The following is a 16,022-nucleotide window of genomic DNA, read 5'->3' as shown; positions in this document are numbered from 1 at the left end:
CTAAAATTCCAAATGCTCTCGTCTGGTAACTGCGTTTAGTATCCCAGCAAGCGCAAACGAGAACAGGAACACAATTACACCGATGGCCATCCCATAGCCATAAGAGGAATTAGTATAAGCTTCTTTATACATATAACTGAGGAACACTTCGGTGGCACCGTCTGGACCGCCGCTTGTCATCGTCATCACGAACAAGAAACTCATGTTAATCGTACTGATGATGAAAAAGGTGAGCGTCGTCCGTATGTTCGTCCAGATTAACGGAATGGTTATCTGGAAAAACTGAGCCATTCGCCCTGCCCCCTCAAGTCCTGCCGATTCATATAAGCTCTCTGGAATGTTGGCCATACTAGCCATATACATCACCATGTAATAGCCGATGGCCTGCCAGATCATAGCGCCTGCAAGACTAAAAATAACCATTTTCTGATCTCCTAGCCATAGGACAGGCTCTGCTTGTAACCCTCGAAATAGCTTTAACAATGAATTCAAAAGCCCACTGTTCGGATCGTAAATTGCTGAGAAGATTGCACTGATGACAACCACAGACAGAATGTTAGGAATATAGAAGATTACGCGTAAAACATTTTGCCCTTTGAGTTTTTCACGTGTGAGCATCGATGCAAACAGAAGTGCCAGAGCAAAGGTCACGATTGTAACCAGAACAATGAGCAGAACACTATTTTGAAAGGTCTGATAAAACTTATCGCTATGAAACAGTCTATTGAAATTCTGCAAACCTACGAAGGTTTTGTTATCGGTATAGCCGCCCCACTTGTACAATGACATCCGAAAGACATCGATCGTAGGAATAAGTAAGAAAATTGCAAAAAGGAGGACGGCGGGTGCTAGACAGAAGAAGATAAAACGTCCTCTTCCTTTTTTCATATCCATGGCTTTCTCTCTCCTCCCAAAGGTCAGATCATGGTGGTCAGCCCAGGTCGCCCGCCATGATCCTGATACATTCTCAAGGCCCTCGGCCTCTTTATTATTTCAATGCTCCCCGCAAGGCGTCGCTTGCTTTAATGATTCCCTCAACCCACTGTTGCTGTGTTTTAGCACCTGTGACAAGGGAGTCAATGGAAGCAAACACTGCATCCGATATATTCACCCCTTCGACAGGGTCTGTTGTTGCAAATGCACCCATAGCAGCCTTTGCCCCATTGTCATAGATGCTGTAGAAAAGCATGTTGTCTCCATCCAATTTGTCGGACATACCTTTGATCGGTTGAATCGCGCCAACCTTTGCAAAAATGGCTGCTGCCTCATCGGAATAAAGATAAGCAATAAATTGTTTTGCCAGATCTGCGTTTTCCGCTTTGGCAGGAATCCAAATTTGTTCGAAGAAGGTATACGAATAACGGTCGCCACCGTCTTTTATTGCCGGAAGAGCTGTGAAGCCCCATTTGAAGCCTTCTGCTCGCGGAGCTTTGCTCATTTCGCCAACGACCCAAGTACCGTTAGGCATGAAGAGTGCTTTATTGTCCAGAATCAGTTGTTGGTTTTTGGTAAAGTTATCTTTGTTGGCATTTGCGGGAACCGTTTTTTCGGTGTAAGTAGCCAGTTTACCGATCAGTTCAACCGTTTGTTGAGCTTCTGGGGTTTGCCAAATGCCTTCGTTGTAATGCGTCACTTTAGTGAAGAAATCCGCGCTGCCCACCTCGTTGAGCAAAGCATAGAAGAAAGAGTCAAAGTAACCTGACGTCGGATAAGCAAATAGTGAAATACCCTCGGCTTTAGCTTGATCACCTAGAGCCCACATTTCGTCCCAAGTCGTAGGAACTTTCCAACCTTTTTGTTCAAATAAACCCTCGTTATAAAACAAACCGGTAGGGCTGTAGAACATAGGCATGAGATAGGTCTTTCCATCGTTATACGGATTCGTGATCGTTGTATCAGTGAAGCCTGGAATCAGCTTATCCTTGACGGTTACACTTTCGCCGGGTATGGTCATGGACAGCACATCTGAAAGGTCAGTTAGGTTATTATCTTTGACAAAGGTTTCAGTCAAGCCCTTCGGCTGGCCCGTTGCCAAATGGATAACATCAGGAAACTCACCAGATTTCATGCCGGGTCCAATGACATCTTCAATATTTTTGTCAATCGTCGTTTCGACTTTCACGCCAGGGTTGGCGCTTTCGAAGGCAGCCGTAATTTCTTTCCATACATCAGCCCCGTAAGCGGTTTCCAAAGCAGCTAGCTTAAGAGTACGTTGTTCCGTAGATGTTGCCGAGTTCGTGCCGGTTGAATCCTTTGTTGAATTAGAGCCATTTTCAGAAGAGCTGCCGCAGGCTGCCAAGCTAAGAGTCAATGCTGCCGTGATCGCAAGGCTAAGAATTTTTTTCATAAATCCATTCCCCCTATATTTAGTGATCATACGTAACCGCTTACATTCTTTCTCGCCCTTTTAATTTATCTTAACGGCCTCTTTATATCTACATACATGTTGTCGTTGATTTTATATATCTTGCTAATATAATAAATTTATAAATTAACAATTTTTTCACAACATAAAACGTTGAAATTGGTTTAACTGTAGTTCACTAAATGAGATTGAGGAAAGGACGGACTGCAGATGGGAAATGTACGCTATTGGCTTCCCGGAAAGGGACGTGGAGAGATTCCCGCAAAGCTAATCTATGTTAGCACTTCCATTTATGAAGGAGATTGGTTCAGCATTCGTCATTCTCATAACTTCGCGGAGCTGTTTTATGTCCGAAGTGGACGAGGGAATTTCATCGTAGAGGATGAGATTTTTTCGGTGCAGCAGGACGATCTTGTCATCGTGAACCCGAACGTAGAGCATACCGAAGTATCCATTGGGAGTGACCCTTTGGAGTATGTAGTGCTTGGGGTTGAGGGGATGAGTTTTGATTTTGGAAAGCAAAGTGGAACCCGTAATCATGAAATTATCAATTATTCAAAACAGAGGAATGAACTCTTGTTGTATTTCAACGCTATGCTCTCGGAAACCGAAAACAAGAATGAGAACTATGAGGACGTCTGTCAAAACTTACTTGAGATTGTAATCATTAGTTTAATGCGAAGATCTGGTCATCCCTTCTCTGTTGTAACCACGCAAAGGGCTGACAAGATATGCAGTCGGATTAAGCGACATATTGACTCGAACTATGCGGAGGAAATCTCGCTCCACTCTCTGGCAGAAAAGGCGCATATCAGCAAATATTATCTGGCACATACTTTTGCTAAATATTACGGTATGTCACCTATTAATTATCTCAATGAGGTCAGGATTCGTGCGAGCAAGGAGCTACTAGAAACCACAGATCTTTCCATTGCTCAAGTTGCGGAATCCACTGGTTTTTCCTCTCAAAGCTACTTCTCACAAAATTTCCGCCGGTGCTGTGGCCTAACTCCAAGCGGTTATCGTCTTCAGACAAAAAAATGAGCTCAAATTAATCGCCAACTAGGTAACTTCTAATGCAACTATATGCTTGTCTCCCTAGAGCAAAAAAGTCCGATTGCGCTCAGTATCAGCAATCGGACTTCTTGTATTATGAATTATTGTTCAGCTAATTTCAGGAAATACTCTGAAGCCAAACGAACAGCCAGAATACTCGCACTATTGAGGGAATTATCAAAGATAACAACATGGTTATTTTTTACTGCCTCCAGTGAGTTCCACACCTTCGAAGTTTCCTTTTCCTTAACGGCTGCCTTTGCGACATCAATATCATGCTGGACAATAATATAATCGGGATTCATGTCGTATAGTCCCTCCAGCGTAAGCGCCTCGCCACCCTCAGGATATCCCTTCGGTGCCAATAATCCAAAGCCTGCAGTTTGATTGTAGTACATTGTATTTTTAGATCCTTGAGCAATAAAATTAGCTTTTCCATCAACCCGTAACAAGGCAAAGGTCTTATCCTCAAGAGTACCTAAATGTTCTTTCGTTTGTGCTATCATTTCTTGGGTTTCCTTAATCAATTGTTCTGCGAGCTCTTCTTTTCCAACAACCTCAGCGAGGAGCATCGTTGTTTTTTCCCAGGTATCGGTGTAGTCGATTAAGATGACTGGAGCAATCTTGTTCAACTCATCATAGATGGTATCCACAGACCCCTTAAAGGTTACAATCACATCAGGCTGGGCCTCAATAATCTTTTCCAAATTCGCTGAGTCGCTACCCAAATCAATAATATCAGTAGACCCGGCGTAAGGCTGTAAAGTTGCAAACTTCTCCATCGCTTCCGAAGCGCTTATTGATGCGATTGGAGGTGTATCCAGAGCAAAAAAGTAATCTAAGTATAATGGATGCAGCACCGCTATACGCTCTGGTCGTTTCTCAAGCATCACCCCATTATCGCTGGCATCCTCAATGGTTCTTGGCCATCCTTCACCCTCGATCTTGCTGGCCTCAGGAGTAACTGCAACGGGCGTTTCGGAGCAACCAGCCAGTATCCCCCCTGCAAGTAAAATTACAGTTAAAATCAATCCAGTTAGTCTTTTCATATGTCCTCCCCAATTACTGTGTATGCAGTGTTTTATGAATTTCCTAAATGATCTCGCAACGTTTCCCCGGTATATTCACTTCTGAACAGACCTCTTTCAACTAACTTTGGAATCAGCTTTTCAAAAAATATTTCCATCGATTTTTCTGAACCGCCTGGCAGGGCGATGAATCCATCAATAGCACCAGCCTCAACCCGCTCAATAATATCATTCATTACAGTCTCGACTGTTCCCACAGATACCCAATGGGCAGATCCGACAACCTCAGGCCGATTCAGGATATCTTTTACTGTAGGCTGATATTTTGTAATATAACGGCGCAACAGCTCAGCATGTGTGCGACTGCGAACAGCCTGATCAGGATCAGGCAGCATATCCTCGGTTACGCGTTGATCTAAGGGGAAACTGCTTAAATCAAGACCCATCAACGATTTCAAAGATCCGTGTCTGCGCTCAAGACTTAAATGGGCATGAGCAGCCTTATGTAATTCAAGCGCTTCTTCGTGCGTATCGGCCAGGAAAAAAAATAACCCCGGCAAAACTTTAATCGTGTTCGGATCGCGCCCATGTTCTACAGCTCTTTTTCTCAAATCACTTCGCAATTCCACGCCCGATTCAAGATCCGGCATTGCCGCAAAAATAGCATCCGCTACGGAAGAAGCAAAATTCCGTCCAATATCCGAAGCACCAGCTTGAAACAGAGGAATGGTTCCCGATGGATGAGAAGGTAAAGTGAGTGGCCCTTTTACATTGAAAAATTCACCGGAATGATGAATAGCAGTCACTTTTTCCTTATCTGAAAACATGCCTGACTCACGGTCAATAACAATAGCCTCATTCGGAAAACTATCCCAAAGCTTGCATACCACTTCCGTAAATTCTATTGCCTTTGCATACCGTTCTTCCGGTGATGGCATTGGCGAATTCCCGAAATTATCGGCGCCTTCAATAGAAGTGACAATATTCCACCCGGCACGCCCATTACTTAGCCAGTTTAAGGACTGAAGCTGCCGGGCAACAACATAAGGCGGATTAAACGTGGTAGAAATGGTCGTAACGAGTCCGATGCGGTTGGTTTCACGAGCTATTGCTGCAAAAAACAAAGTAGGATCTGTGCTGCCGAAATTGGAAGAATCGCCTAACATCTGCGGGCTAATATACAGATAATCAGCTCTGAAAAGAAAATCGAGCTTAGAGTTCTCCGCCATTTTTGCCCAATGAATATAATAGTCAATGGTTCCTGTCTGCTCTACTCCGCTATCCGGGTGCCGCCAACCGTCACCTTTATTCCATGTTGCATTTAAGGACAATCCAATACATAGTTGTCTGTTTGAAGTCATTTCTACCAACCTTTCTTATTTCTTATCATTGTTTTGCTCTAGAAAGCCCTCCGGACAAATTTTGCCCCCACCAAATAATAATGATTCTCATTATCAAAACAAAGTTTAGCAAGGATTCAAGCAAATTTAAATACACAAGTTACAAATTCGATATGCACAATTATCTAAACTATGGTTGGACGGCAAAAGGTCTGGTTCTTGCCCCACGACAAAACAAAAAAAGCCGCATCAATGCGACTTTATCTTTCAACACTCTAACTTGTGTCATTTGTACTGCTTCCACCCTATTGTCTCGGTTCCGATTCGACCTCTAAATTAGTCTTATAATCAAAGTAACTCCAGAGCTTTCAACAAGGCATACTCACTAGAGGTGGCACCTATTTGAGAAAAATGTGCATTCGGAAACATTGGCGCCAAATGATGATATCCAGGAAGTACTTGCAATTCGATCAAAACACCGTCAAAGGCAAGTTGTTTGGCAAATAATAAGGTTTCATCTATGAACAAATCAATGCTGCCTATGCTCATATAAGTGGGAGGTAAACCGGCAAGAGATTTTGCACGCGCTGGCACGTAATATTCACTTGTTTCCTCTTGTCCGGGTTCGTGACCTAAGACAGATTTCCAGCCGAAATAATTGCTTTTTTTGGTCCAAACAAACTCGCCGGCATAAGGATGGTCTGGCAAAATACTTGTACGGTCATCGAGCATTGGGCTGCGCAGTCTTAGATGATGGATGTCGAATTCCTTCTGGTCGCGAATGTACAGGGCTAACCCCGCTGCTAATCCACTACCGGCGCTGCTGCCTGCAAGAGCGACTTTTTCGGTATCTATCCCTAATTCCTCGGCATGCTCGATGCACCATTTCAGGCCGGAATAACAATCCTGTAATTGACTTGGCTGAATATGTTCTGGCGCTAGCCGATAGTAAACAGATACACAGCAAAAACCATGTTGCACAGCCAGTGCCGCATTGCTTTGGCGTTCACCGACCGGACTGCCCATAACCATTCCCCCACCATGAATCGAATAATATAACGGCAACTTACTGTTCTTTGGTTGGCGGGGTTTAATAATTTCGATACGAATATCAGGACCGCCAAAATAACTTGGCACCGCCCTTTCTTCGAATGTGACTGGAAACAGCTGCGTTACATCGATTTGCTGCATCATTTTTGTTTGACTTTTCCGTGCTTCCATTAGTGTGGCAGCGGAAAGATCGGTGGCTGGTATTAAATCAATTGCACTTATTATCTCCTGATCGATCAGATGTCTGCTTCTGCTTTTTGGTTCATTCATATTTACTGTTTCCTCGCTCTCTTAATTATGTCCAATGAAGTACTGCTCTCTCCAATGGTCCAGTATTCCCGATTTGAATCCAGATCAAAAGTTACATTTTCTCTCACTGTATCGACTCCTCTTCTGCCTAATCCTATTGTAAAGAGTGCAATAAGCTATTTAAATGAAAACAATAAGTTAGAATCGTTTTTGACATAAAAAACACTGATGAATTTCTTCATCAGTGCCGTGTACTACTTATTTTTGGAATAAACAATTTTCTTAATGGTTTCAACAGAGAGAAAGTAGTCCTTAGCAAGTTGCTCAATGCTGCTATTACTCTTAAAGGCTTGTCTAATAGTGGCATTTCGGTGATCTAACCATTGCCTTCCGCCACTCAAACTTCCCCAATGATTATATTCCTTTTCCTGTTTTGGGATGTAAATCGTCTCTCCCTGGACATACTCTTGAATCATTATTATTAACTTTTCGGGCAATATTTTTTTAGCGTTTGTATATTTCACTCTGCTTCACTCCTTATTTCTGAAAATAAGGTGCAAAGCCAAAATATTAGATAAGCTTATTTAGCGTTAGAAAAGATTTAACCCCATGCAAAGTAACGCTTCTCCAATACTGGCTTTGCACAAGTGAAGCAAGTCACAGACAATCTTAACAGATTCTCCATCAGTAAAGCACCTCCCTTTTACGTTGCCAGTATAGCATATTTCTAATTACTTCGGACCATCTCATGAACAATAGTTAGTCGCTCCTATGGATATATTTGATTAACTTAACCTTACGTGTATCGATGTCGAATGTAATAAACTCCTTCGCATTTGGAGGATTGTGTGGACTAAACCATAACTTGGTTGCGGCTTCTGAATTTTTTGATAATACTGAGTAATCGCCATTTGTATGGACGGATTAAGTAACGTCAAAGATACCCTTACCTATCAAGTTTCCCAATGGTTGATTTTTTTAACACAAGTCAACGACAAGTCGCTTGGGAGTTGATTTTATAAACCGTATAATCATAAGCAGAGGTGACGTTAATGAACGAAATTAATTTAGCATCGATCCTTGTAGCAAAACGCAGAGAAAAAGGATTAACACAGGATGCGGTTGCTGCATTTATCGGTGTTTCCAAAGCGTCTGTTTCCAAGTGGGAAACGGGACAAAGCTATCCTGACATTACATTTCTACCACGGCTTGCGGCCTATTTTAACATTAGCATTGATGAATTGATGGGTTATTCCCCGCAAATGGAGCAGTCGGACATCGCAAAGCTTTACACCCGACTGGCCAATGATTTTGCTGCCCTTCCTTTTGATGAGGTAATCGCTGAATGTACGGCGATCATCAAAAAATATTACGCCTGCTTTCCGCTTTTATTGCAAATGGTTAAGCTGTACACAAATCACTTCACGCTGGCGAGAACACAAGAGCAAAAAGAGACTCTTCTTAACGAAAGCGTGACCCTGTGTGAACGGATTCAGGGCGAAAGTGGCGATATGCACCTTTCCAACGATGCGATTTTGTATCAGTCGGTTTGTCATCTTGCGTTAAGGAGCCCTCAGCCTGTCTTAGATTTACTTGGGGAGACTGTCCGGCCCGTGATGCCAAAGGGCGTGTTAATTTCACAGGCATATCAGCTTATGGGCAACATCGGCAAAGCCAAAGAAACCTTGCAGGTTGAACTGTATCAGCACGTAATGGCAGTCTTTCAAGGGCTACTGAACGTCCTGCAATTAAATATTGAACATATTGAAAAAGCCGAGGAAGCTTTTCTGAGAGCGTCCGAATTTGCACGGATTTTTGATATGAAACGGCTAAATCCCAACAATGTCATTCTGCTTTACGCACTAGGCGCTCATCTATATTGCGTGAACAAATCACCCGAAAAATCGATTGAACTACTTGAAAAATATGTGGAAACCTGCGTGGAAGGATTCTTTCCTTTTGAGCTCCGTGGAGATTCCTTTTTTGATCTGATTGATCCGTGGCTGAAAGATTTCGACGTCGCCGCTCCCCGCAGCGAGCAGGTTATAAAGAATAGCATGATGAGGGATGTGCTGATGAATCCAGCATTCGATTCTTTACGTGAAGTTCCCGAATATCAACGACTAGTTCAGAAAATGAATCATTTTTTAGAAGAAAAATGTTAATTGGAGGTTATGGGAATGAACGAAAAACTAATCATTGGCAAAGAAACGAATTATCCTCTAAATGGAATTTTGTCACTGCCGGAGGATTGCTCATCAAAAGTTCCGGCAGTGGTACTAGTACATGGCTCTGGCCCTGCAGATATGGATGAAAAGGTGGGGAATAACTTCCCTTTTAAAGACCTCGCAGAAGGGTTGTCAGACAAAGGAATCGCCGTGCTGCGATATGACAAAAGAACATTCGTCTATGGAAAAGAAATGAAAAACGATACCGGCTTATCTGTTAAAGAAGAAACGATTGAAGATGCTATCCTCGCAGCAGATTTATTGCGCAAAGACCCACGTATTGATACCAACCAAATATTCATTATAGGTCATAGTTTAGGCGGGATGTTAGCTCCACGAATTGATGCAGAAGGTGGACATTTTGCTGGGATCATTATTATGGGTGGGTCTCCACGCAAGTTAGAAGAGATTCTAATGGATCAAAACAACGATGTTTTAGACTCATTAAATAAGTTTTTGAAAATGATTGCGAAGAAACAAATAGCAGCACTATCAGCTAAGTTTGATAAAATTTATAAATTAAGTGATGAAGAAGCGAAATCAACTGTGGTTTTGGGGAAATATTCTAGAGCCTTCTACTTCAAAGAGATGGGAGAACATCCCTCCATTAATTACCTTAACGTATTAGATAAACCCGTACTCATTTTGCAAGGAGATCAAGATTTCCATGTATCCGTAGACAAAGATTTTAAGGTTTACAAAGACCTATTGGGTGAAAAACCAAACGTAACGTTTAAACTTTATCCCAACTTAAATCATTTATTTATGCCAGCTGTTTATGGAGAAATATTAAAAATGAAAAAAGAGTACAAAGTTGCACAGCATGTAGATAAGAACGTGATCAATGACATTTCCGAATGGATTCATTCAATTTAGGAAAAAGCCATCAATAATCAGTAACTGACTGATTTCTTCAATACTTCTATACTTTCCTGAAGGAACGATTGATTTCTTTCAACTCCTCTGTTTTTACACCAAACAACGGCACTGAAAGCATCATAGAAATTATAAAACGGCAATACGATTTCGAGATTTAACATGTTCCGAATGGTTTGATAACCTTCGAAGTACGGGGACTTCGTTCTCGGGTTTACTTCCCAAATATATCTATTGATTTTAGTAAAGTCTATTTCAGAGGAGCCACCCCGAGCACTCTCAAAATCAATAATGCCAGTAACCTTGTTACCATTCACCAATATATTTCCAGGTCGAAAATCCATATGTACAAAACAGGGTCCGTCAGGATCAGGTAAAGCAGAGAACACGCCATCAAAATGAAGAATACATCGTTCATACAATGCTGGTTCGAGGAGCTCTTTGCAGGGCTCTTTCCACTTTTCAAAATTATTTTTGATATGTAGTCTCCAATTATTTTGGTCAAGAATATTAAATCCATCGTTTGAATGGTATCCATATCCTGGAGTTTTTACCTCATGAAGCATTGCATGATATACACCCATTTGAAAAGATAGCTTTTCATCCATATTTTCTGTACAAGGCACCCCTTGAATTGCAGAGAGAAGCAATGCTCCAGTATTACTTTCATCCCCATACCAAATGTCCAATACCTTAGGAACAGGTATGACGTCCTTCAATATTTCAAGCATCTGAAATTCGCGAAATAGCTTATCCTTGTTATATGGAATCTTAACATATACGTCTTCTCCACTAAGAAGAGTAAGTTTATATACATCAGAACTAAATGATTCCGGAACATTTTCAATATTCAAGACATTCAATTTCAGCTTTTCTATAACGTTTAGAATGGAACTCATGTGGCACCTCCTTTATTTGCGTTCTAATATAAATCAGCGAGCCCTTTTGATGTGGCTCGCTGATTTTATGGGCTCTTATATTAACATATTTATCCTGGAGTTGGCTAAAGAAATTACAGAAAAAGCGGATATAATGCTGCTAAACAGCGATCAATTCTTTACTTTTTCAAGCTTTCCATGAAATCGTGCAGTGCGTTGGATACCCACTTCTTCGGATGAAGAACGAGCTGAATTTCGAGTTGAAGCTCTGCATGTTCAAGGGGTAACACTTTCAGCTCCCCCCGCTCGATTTCTTCCATTACAGCCATTTGCGGCAGAATCGAAATACCCTCACCTGACTTAATACTTCTTTTGATCGCTTCCGGATTGCCAAGTTCCAGACCGATCCGATAAGGGATTGAATTTGCGCGAAGCACTCTTTCAAGCAGCTGCCTGTAATTACAGGTATCTTCAGGCATAATCCATTCCATATCCTTTAGATCATTCAATTCAATCTGCGTTTTGGCGATCAGCGGATGCTGCGGATGGACGATCAGCAAAAGCGGTTCTTGGCGAATGGTAATCCACTGCAAAGCCGGATCGCTCGAATCATCTGCGAGAATAAGCCCAATATCAGCTTCACCCTCCCTAACCTGATGTAAAATCAACCCCTCACGATTCGTATGCAGTCGTATGTTTAGATCCGGGTATTCCTTACGGGTGGCTTGCATATATGGAGGTAAAAAGTAAGAAGCGATAGAGTCCATCGTACCGATCGTTAAGGAGCCACCACCCTGCTTCGCCATTTTTTCCTTGGACTGCTCAAACAATTCCAACATCTGTCCGGCAAGCTTGAACAGCTCTTCCCCGGCAGAAGTCAGACGAATCTTGTTATTGCTATAGCGTTCAAACAGTTTGACTTGATATGCTTTTTCCAGCTTCTGAATTTGCGTAGTAACACTGGATTGTGCATAACCCAGCACCTCTGCGGCTCTGGTGAAGCTCTCGCGAATTGCGACTTCTCTGAACGTCTGAAGATAGATTAAATCCAACTTGCTCACCTCATCGAAAATATTGATGACAACTATCATTTGTTATAGGTAACTGTGATGCTGGTTCCTATGTTACATTAGTTTCAATATAACGGGAAGAGGTAGTTGATTATGATGAACGAACAACATGTTCAAGGAATTTATATACCGGTAATTGCCCCTTTTTCGGACGACAACAAACTCGACATTGAATCGTATCGCAAATATGTTACCCATCTTGCCAAACACGACATTCAGGGATTGGTCGTAAACGGCACGACTGGAGAATCTCCGACTGTCTCCTGGGATGAAGTAAAGCTAATGGTCGAAGTAACGAAAGAGATTTTGATAAGTCTGAACAAATCCATCCCCCTCGTCGTGGGAACAGGAACGAATGACACCTATTCGACGGTTCATCGGACCGAAATGGCCGCTGAATTAGGAGCAGATGCTGCTCTGGTGGTCACTCCTTATTACAACAGACCGACGCAAGAAGGAATTCTAGAGCATTTCTCCAACGCATCCCGGACAGGATTGCCGATTCTAGTCTATGAGATTCCGGCTCGAACCGGTAGTCGCATGACCTTGGATACAATGAGAAAAGTCATGGATCTGGATGGGGTTATTGGCCTGAAGGACAGCACTGGCGGTTTGGATCTGCTGCTCGCGCTAACCCAATATGAGACGAAGCCTGTACTTTGCGGCGAGGATGCGTATTTCCATGCGATGCTATGTCAAGGTGCCGCAGGTGGGATGGTGGCCTCTGCCAATATTCATACCCAACGGTATGTGGACGTGTATCAACGCTTTGTATCTGGTGACGTGAATGCATCAAGAGACAGCTTTAAGCAACTGCAACCGCTGATTAGTGACGTGTTTGCAGAGCCTGCTCCAGCCTCGATCAAATGGTGGCTGGCTCAGCAACAGCTGATTGCTTCTGCAAAACTGCGTCTGCCGCTGACTGTCGCATCGGAAAAAGCAAAACAAAGGTTGTCGGATACACTCGCAGAGATGGTCGTACCTTCTTAAACAAGCGCATATCTTGCTACGATTTATGTATATATCCAGTCTGATTTATTGAGACATCATGGAATGAAAATCAAAAAACAACCAGTATGGATAACATCTATACTGGTTGTTTTAATTTTAAACAGAGGTCTCCAGACGGAGAACGAGATATTGCCAATTCATCATTCATCAGGGAATGCTGATCATTACTTTGAATATTAAAAGTAATCCGAAAAGTAAGGCGCCTGCTGCTCAATAGCATCTTCTAACAAATCAAGCGTTTCTGGATCACATTTAATACGGCCAATCTTATGCAAATACTCAGGACGCTTATAACCTAACAACATGGTCGTCATGGTTTGGATACTTATGCTATCTTCACTACGTCGACTTTGACTCCGAATTACTCTTCCGCTTCCATTCGGTTCAATCTGTAGAGTAAATGTGCCTTGATTCCATGACAGCAAAGGATCTTGCAACGTAAACGTCCACTCTCTATCCATCGCTGCGGGTTTGAACGGATATTTTGAGATAAATTGCTCAATGTCCACGATCCGTGCCATAAAGTAAGGCGAAATGGTTTCCTTAATATCCGCATCTTCCAGCAAAAAGGCAAGCTGTTCATCGGTATGAATATTGCCTACCACTTTAGATATCATTGAAAAATGTGCACTAATGAAATTCCACAGTCCACTTCGTGCCTCTTCATGAATGAAGATCATATCTTTGACGTGGAACACTTCTTCTTCAATCCAATATAAAATGTAGCCATCCGGTTGACCGTCTTCTCCATAATAGACAGCTGCAGTTAAATCATCTGAATCCCATCGCCAATACTCACTCCACGCAAGTTCTTTCCGCAGCATGGCTCCATGGGTTTGCATTGAAAAGCGTTCATAAGCCACCTTCACATCTTCGCTGTCGGGTTCGACACGTGCCACATCGCCAGGAACAGGTTTGTTTTTGGGCAATTGGAAGTCTTGAACCTCAAACACGATTTTATCAGAAATGATCTCCCATCCTTTACGGCGATAATACGGTATGGAGTAAGGATACAAGTAAGAAATGGATTGTTTCTGTTCACGCATATTGGTGAGAGCTTGCAGCAGCAGTTTATTCATTAAACCTTGACCCGAATATTCAGGAAAAGTCCCCACACCAGTGACGCCACCCATAGCGTATGTTTCGTTAAATATTCGAACTTCAAATGGATATATGGATACCTGAGAAATCAGTTTTTCTCCATCGAACCATCCAAGTACATCTGCTTGTTGTAAGACAGGTGATTTTTCATGGAGAATTTCGCTTTCTTTCCAGCCATGTTTGTGAAGATCATTATGAGTGACCTGAAATACATAGCGTAACAGTTGACTATATTGTTCTAAATGTGATAAGTCTACTTTTTTCATTTTTAAATTTTGCTTACGATGCATGCCAGTTATTCTCCCTTGGTTTTAAATTATATTATTTACCAATTGCTGCAGAATAATGCTGGCTCTGATCTAGATCAAGATAATTATTAAGATCTTGTTTTTACCTCTCTAAGTTTCCCTGTCGAATCTCTAAGGATAATATCCAGAAACTTATGTGCTGCATTATGTGAGAAGCTGAGCTTAAGATTCATATCTGACTCCAGTGTTGCTTTAGAGCTATATGCAAACATTTTTTTCTCGTAGTGCTCTAAAGCCGTTTTTAGATCGCTGTGATTAGCAAGAGATAAGCCTAACTCAGCTGCATCAAGCATGGCAATATTCGCTCCTTTTCCTGCAAATGGAGACATTAAATGCGCAGAATCTCCTATGAGAGTGACCCCGTCCTTATGCTTCCAGCTGTGGTCGATTGGCAACATATAGATTCTACGAGGCAACATCTCGCCATCAGAATAGCGAATGTAATTTTTCAAGTCATCACTCCAATCGGATAATAATTGGAGCAGAGATTCTTTTGCCATTGTTGGTTGTTCAAATTTAATACCGCAATTATCCAGCCATTCTTTTTCAATCCTGAAAGCCAAATAAACTCGGATGCGGCCGTCACCATTAAGCTGAGCCATAATCGCTTTTTGATCTTGGAATGCAAACATACTCCCTTTCCCGTTGAATTCAGCTAAATCCTGGTGAATTTCATCAACATTTGATATCCCCATCTCAACCGCGCTTATTCCCGTATAGATCGGCTGCACATCCGAGAGAAACTCGCGAACTCTTGAAAAGGCACCGTCAGCACCAACAACAAGATCAACAAGTTCTGTGTGCTCATTCTCAAAATGCAACTCAAGCTGACCGTTTTCTAGTGAATTTATACTTTTTAGGTGATGGCCCCATTTTATTGTGTTTGGTTCAATAGAATCCAATAACAATTTGCGAAGTACGCCACGATCTATCTCAGGTCTATGGTTATCTTCGGGACCTGATATTTCGTCCCAATAGACTTTTCCGGTTTTATCCAGAAGCCGTAAGTCCTGGCCTTCATAACGAGCATTCACTTCGAATTCTTGTATCAGTCCAGCTACCTCCAATGCATATTGACCTGACTCAGGATGCATATCAAGTGTGCCGCCTTGTTGACGAGAGTTGGAGGATGGTTCACGCTCATATACAGTAGCTTTCATTCCATTTTGCTGCAGAATTCGAGCAAGCGTTAATCCGGAAGGACCTCCACCAATGATAGCAATACGGGCATTTTTATTTGACATACGAAAATCTCCCTTCAATCATATTAATAGTTAAGATAAATGAAATACCATCAAACGTATTATTATTTACCTGTAAACAATAATAATTGATAAAGATTATCATTGTCAAATGTTAACGTGATAATATCTATATCTTAGAATACTAACTTTTGTTTGAAAAAGTCATGCTAGGATTAAGCGAAATGGGCATTTTGTCTACACATTCGATCTGAAGTTGA

The 16,022-nt window shown here is 42.0% G+C and carries 14 protein-coding genes; 4 read left to right on the top strand and 10 right to left on the bottom strand.

Going from position 1 to position 16,022, the window contains the following annotated elements; genetic code table 11:
- Positions 1–894 carry a carbohydrate ABC transporter permease gene (locus CRO25_RS04035; protein ID WP_079693846.1) on the bottom strand — a complete coding sequence of 298 codons (894 nt, stop codon included), beginning with the start codon at positions 892–894 and terminating at the stop codon, positions 1–3.
- A 94-nt stretch (positions 895–988) separates the two neighbouring features.
- Positions 989–2,347, bottom strand: a complete 1,359-nt coding sequence (locus tag CRO25_RS04030) for a carbohydrate ABC transporter substrate-binding protein (RefSeq protein WP_079693847.1) — start codon at positions 2,345–2,347, stop codon at positions 989–991.
- Positions 2,348–2,575: 228 nt separating this feature from the next.
- Here CRO25_RS04030 and CRO25_RS04025 point away from each other — a divergent pair, with 228 nt between their 5' ends.
- Positions 2,576–3,409, top strand: a complete 834-nt coding sequence (locus CRO25_RS04025; RefSeq protein WP_079693848.1) for an AraC family transcriptional regulator — start codon at positions 2,576–2,578, stop codon at positions 3,407–3,409.
- A 113-nt stretch (positions 3,410–3,522) separates the two neighbouring features.
- Here CRO25_RS04025 and CRO25_RS04020 read toward each other — a convergent pair whose 3' ends face one another.
- The 4 genes from CRO25_RS04020 to CRO25_RS04005 form a co-directional block, all read right to left on the bottom strand.
- A complete protein-coding gene (locus CRO25_RS04020; protein ID WP_079693849.1) occupies positions 3,523–4,470 on the bottom strand; it encodes an ABC transporter substrate-binding protein in 948 nt (315 codons plus the stop codon).
- Between the two features lie 32 nt (positions 4,471–4,502).
- Entirely contained in the window at positions 4,503–5,810 is a 1,308-nt protein-coding gene (locus CRO25_RS04015; protein ID WP_079693850.1) for an NtaA/DmoA family FMN-dependent monooxygenase, read from the bottom strand.
- Between the two features lie 327 nt (positions 5,811–6,137).
- The gene (locus tag CRO25_RS04010) at positions 6,138–7,109 is read right to left on the bottom strand and encodes an alpha/beta hydrolase (protein WP_079693851.1); all 972 of its coding nucleotides are present in this window, start codon (positions 7,107–7,109) and stop codon (positions 6,138–6,140) included.
- Between the two features lie 233 nt (positions 7,110–7,342).
- Positions 7,343–7,612 (bottom strand): CD3324 family protein, encoded by a 270-nt coding sequence (locus CRO25_RS04005; RefSeq protein ID WP_079693852.1) that lies wholly within the window; start codon positions 7,610–7,612, stop codon positions 7,343–7,345.
- Between the two features lie 528 nt (positions 7,613–8,140).
- On the opposite strand from CRO25_RS04005, the gene CRO25_RS04000 reads away from it, so the two are divergent.
- Positions 8,141–9,253 carry a helix-turn-helix domain-containing protein gene (locus CRO25_RS04000; protein WP_079693853.1) on the top strand — a complete coding sequence of 371 codons (1,113 nt, stop codon included), beginning with the start codon at positions 8,141–8,143 and terminating at the stop codon, positions 9,251–9,253.
- Between the two features lie 15 nt (positions 9,254–9,268).
- The gene (locus tag CRO25_RS03995) at positions 9,269–10,192 is read left to right on the top strand and encodes a S9 family peptidase (protein WP_063562715.1); all 924 of its coding nucleotides are present in this window, start codon (positions 9,269–9,271) and stop codon (positions 10,190–10,192) included.
- Positions 10,193–10,209: 17 nt separating this feature from the next.
- On the opposite strand, the gene CRO25_RS03990 is transcribed toward CRO25_RS03995, so the two are convergent.
- Positions 10,210–11,091 carry a phosphotransferase family protein gene (locus tag CRO25_RS03990; protein WP_079693854.1) on the bottom strand — a complete coding sequence of 294 codons (882 nt, stop codon included), beginning with the start codon at positions 11,089–11,091 and terminating at the stop codon, positions 10,210–10,212.
- A 158-nt stretch (positions 11,092–11,249) separates the two neighbouring features.
- A complete protein-coding gene (locus tag CRO25_RS03980) occupies positions 11,250–12,122 on the bottom strand; it encodes a LysR family transcriptional regulator (protein ID WP_072733217.1) in 873 nt (290 codons plus the stop codon).
- Positions 12,123–12,233: 111 nt separating this feature from the next.
- Here CRO25_RS03980 and dapA point away from each other — a divergent pair, with 111 nt between their 5' ends.
- Entirely contained in the window at positions 12,234–13,130 is an 897-nt protein-coding gene (gene dapA / locus CRO25_RS03975) for a 4-hydroxy-tetrahydrodipicolinate synthase (RefSeq protein ID WP_079693856.1), read from the top strand.
- 197 nt (positions 13,131–13,327) lie between these two features.
- On the opposite strand, the gene eis is transcribed toward dapA, so the two are convergent.
- Entirely contained in the window at positions 13,328–14,542 is a 1,215-nt protein-coding gene (gene eis / locus CRO25_RS03970; RefSeq protein WP_079693857.1) for an enhanced intracellular survival protein Eis, read from the bottom strand.
- Between the two features lie 86 nt (positions 14,543–14,628).
- A complete protein-coding gene (locus CRO25_RS03965) occupies positions 14,629–15,804 on the bottom strand; it encodes an NAD(P)/FAD-dependent oxidoreductase (protein WP_079693858.1) in 1,176 nt (391 codons plus the stop codon).
- Positions 15,805–16,022: the final 218 nt, after the last annotated feature.

It is taken from the genome of Paenibacillus sp. RU5M (assembly GCF_900221055.1).
GTDB lineage: Bacteria > Bacillota > Bacilli > Paenibacillales > Paenibacillaceae > Paenibacillus > Paenibacillus marchantiae.
Note: the sequence above shows the minus strand (reverse complement) of the source record. Positions and strands in the feature narration are given on the sequence as shown.

What these genes read in the sequence shown, in the direction of transcription:
- CRO25_RS04030 (WP_079693847.1), bottom strand. Translation starts at nt 2,347, where the DNA reads ATGAAAAAAATTCTTAGCCTTGCGATCACGGCAGCATTGACTCTTAGC.
- CRO25_RS04035 (WP_079693846.1), bottom strand. Translation starts at nt 894, where the DNA reads ATGGATATGAAAAAAGGAAGAGGACGTTTTATCTTCTTCTGTCTAGCA.
- CRO25_RS03990 (WP_079693854.1), bottom strand. Translation starts at nt 11,091, where the DNA reads ATGAGTTCCATTCTAAACGTTATAGAAAAGCTGAAATTGAATGTCTTG.
- CRO25_RS04025 (WP_079693848.1), top strand. Translation starts at nt 2,576, where the DNA reads ATGGGAAATGTACGCTATTGGCTTCCCGGAAAGGGACGTGGAGAGATT.
- eis (WP_079693857.1), bottom strand. Translation starts at nt 14,542, where the DNA reads ATGCATCGTAAGCAAAATTTAAAAATGAAAAAAGTAGACTTATCACAT.
- CRO25_RS04020 (WP_079693849.1), bottom strand. Translation starts at nt 4,470, where the DNA reads ATGAAAAGACTAACTGGATTGATTTTAACTGTAATTTTACTTGCAGGG.
- CRO25_RS03965 (WP_079693858.1), bottom strand. Translation starts at nt 15,804, where the DNA reads ATGTCAAATAAAAATGCCCGTATTGCTATCATTGGTGGAGGTCCTTCC.
- CRO25_RS03995 (WP_063562715.1), top strand. Translation starts at nt 9,269, where the DNA reads ATGAACGAAAAACTAATCATTGGCAAAGAAACGAATTATCCTCTAAAT.
- CRO25_RS04015 (WP_079693850.1), bottom strand. Translation starts at nt 5,810, where the DNA reads ATGACTTCAAACAGACAACTATGTATTGGATTGTCCTTAAATGCAACA.
- CRO25_RS04010 (WP_079693851.1), bottom strand. Translation starts at nt 7,109, where the DNA reads ATGAATGAACCAAAAAGCAGAAGCAGACATCTGATCGATCAGGAGATA.
- CRO25_RS04000 (WP_079693853.1), top strand. Translation starts at nt 8,141, where the DNA reads ATGAACGAAATTAATTTAGCATCGATCCTTGTAGCAAAACGCAGAGAA.
- dapA (WP_079693856.1), top strand. Translation starts at nt 12,234, where the DNA reads ATGATGAACGAACAACATGTTCAAGGAATTTATATACCGGTAATTGCC.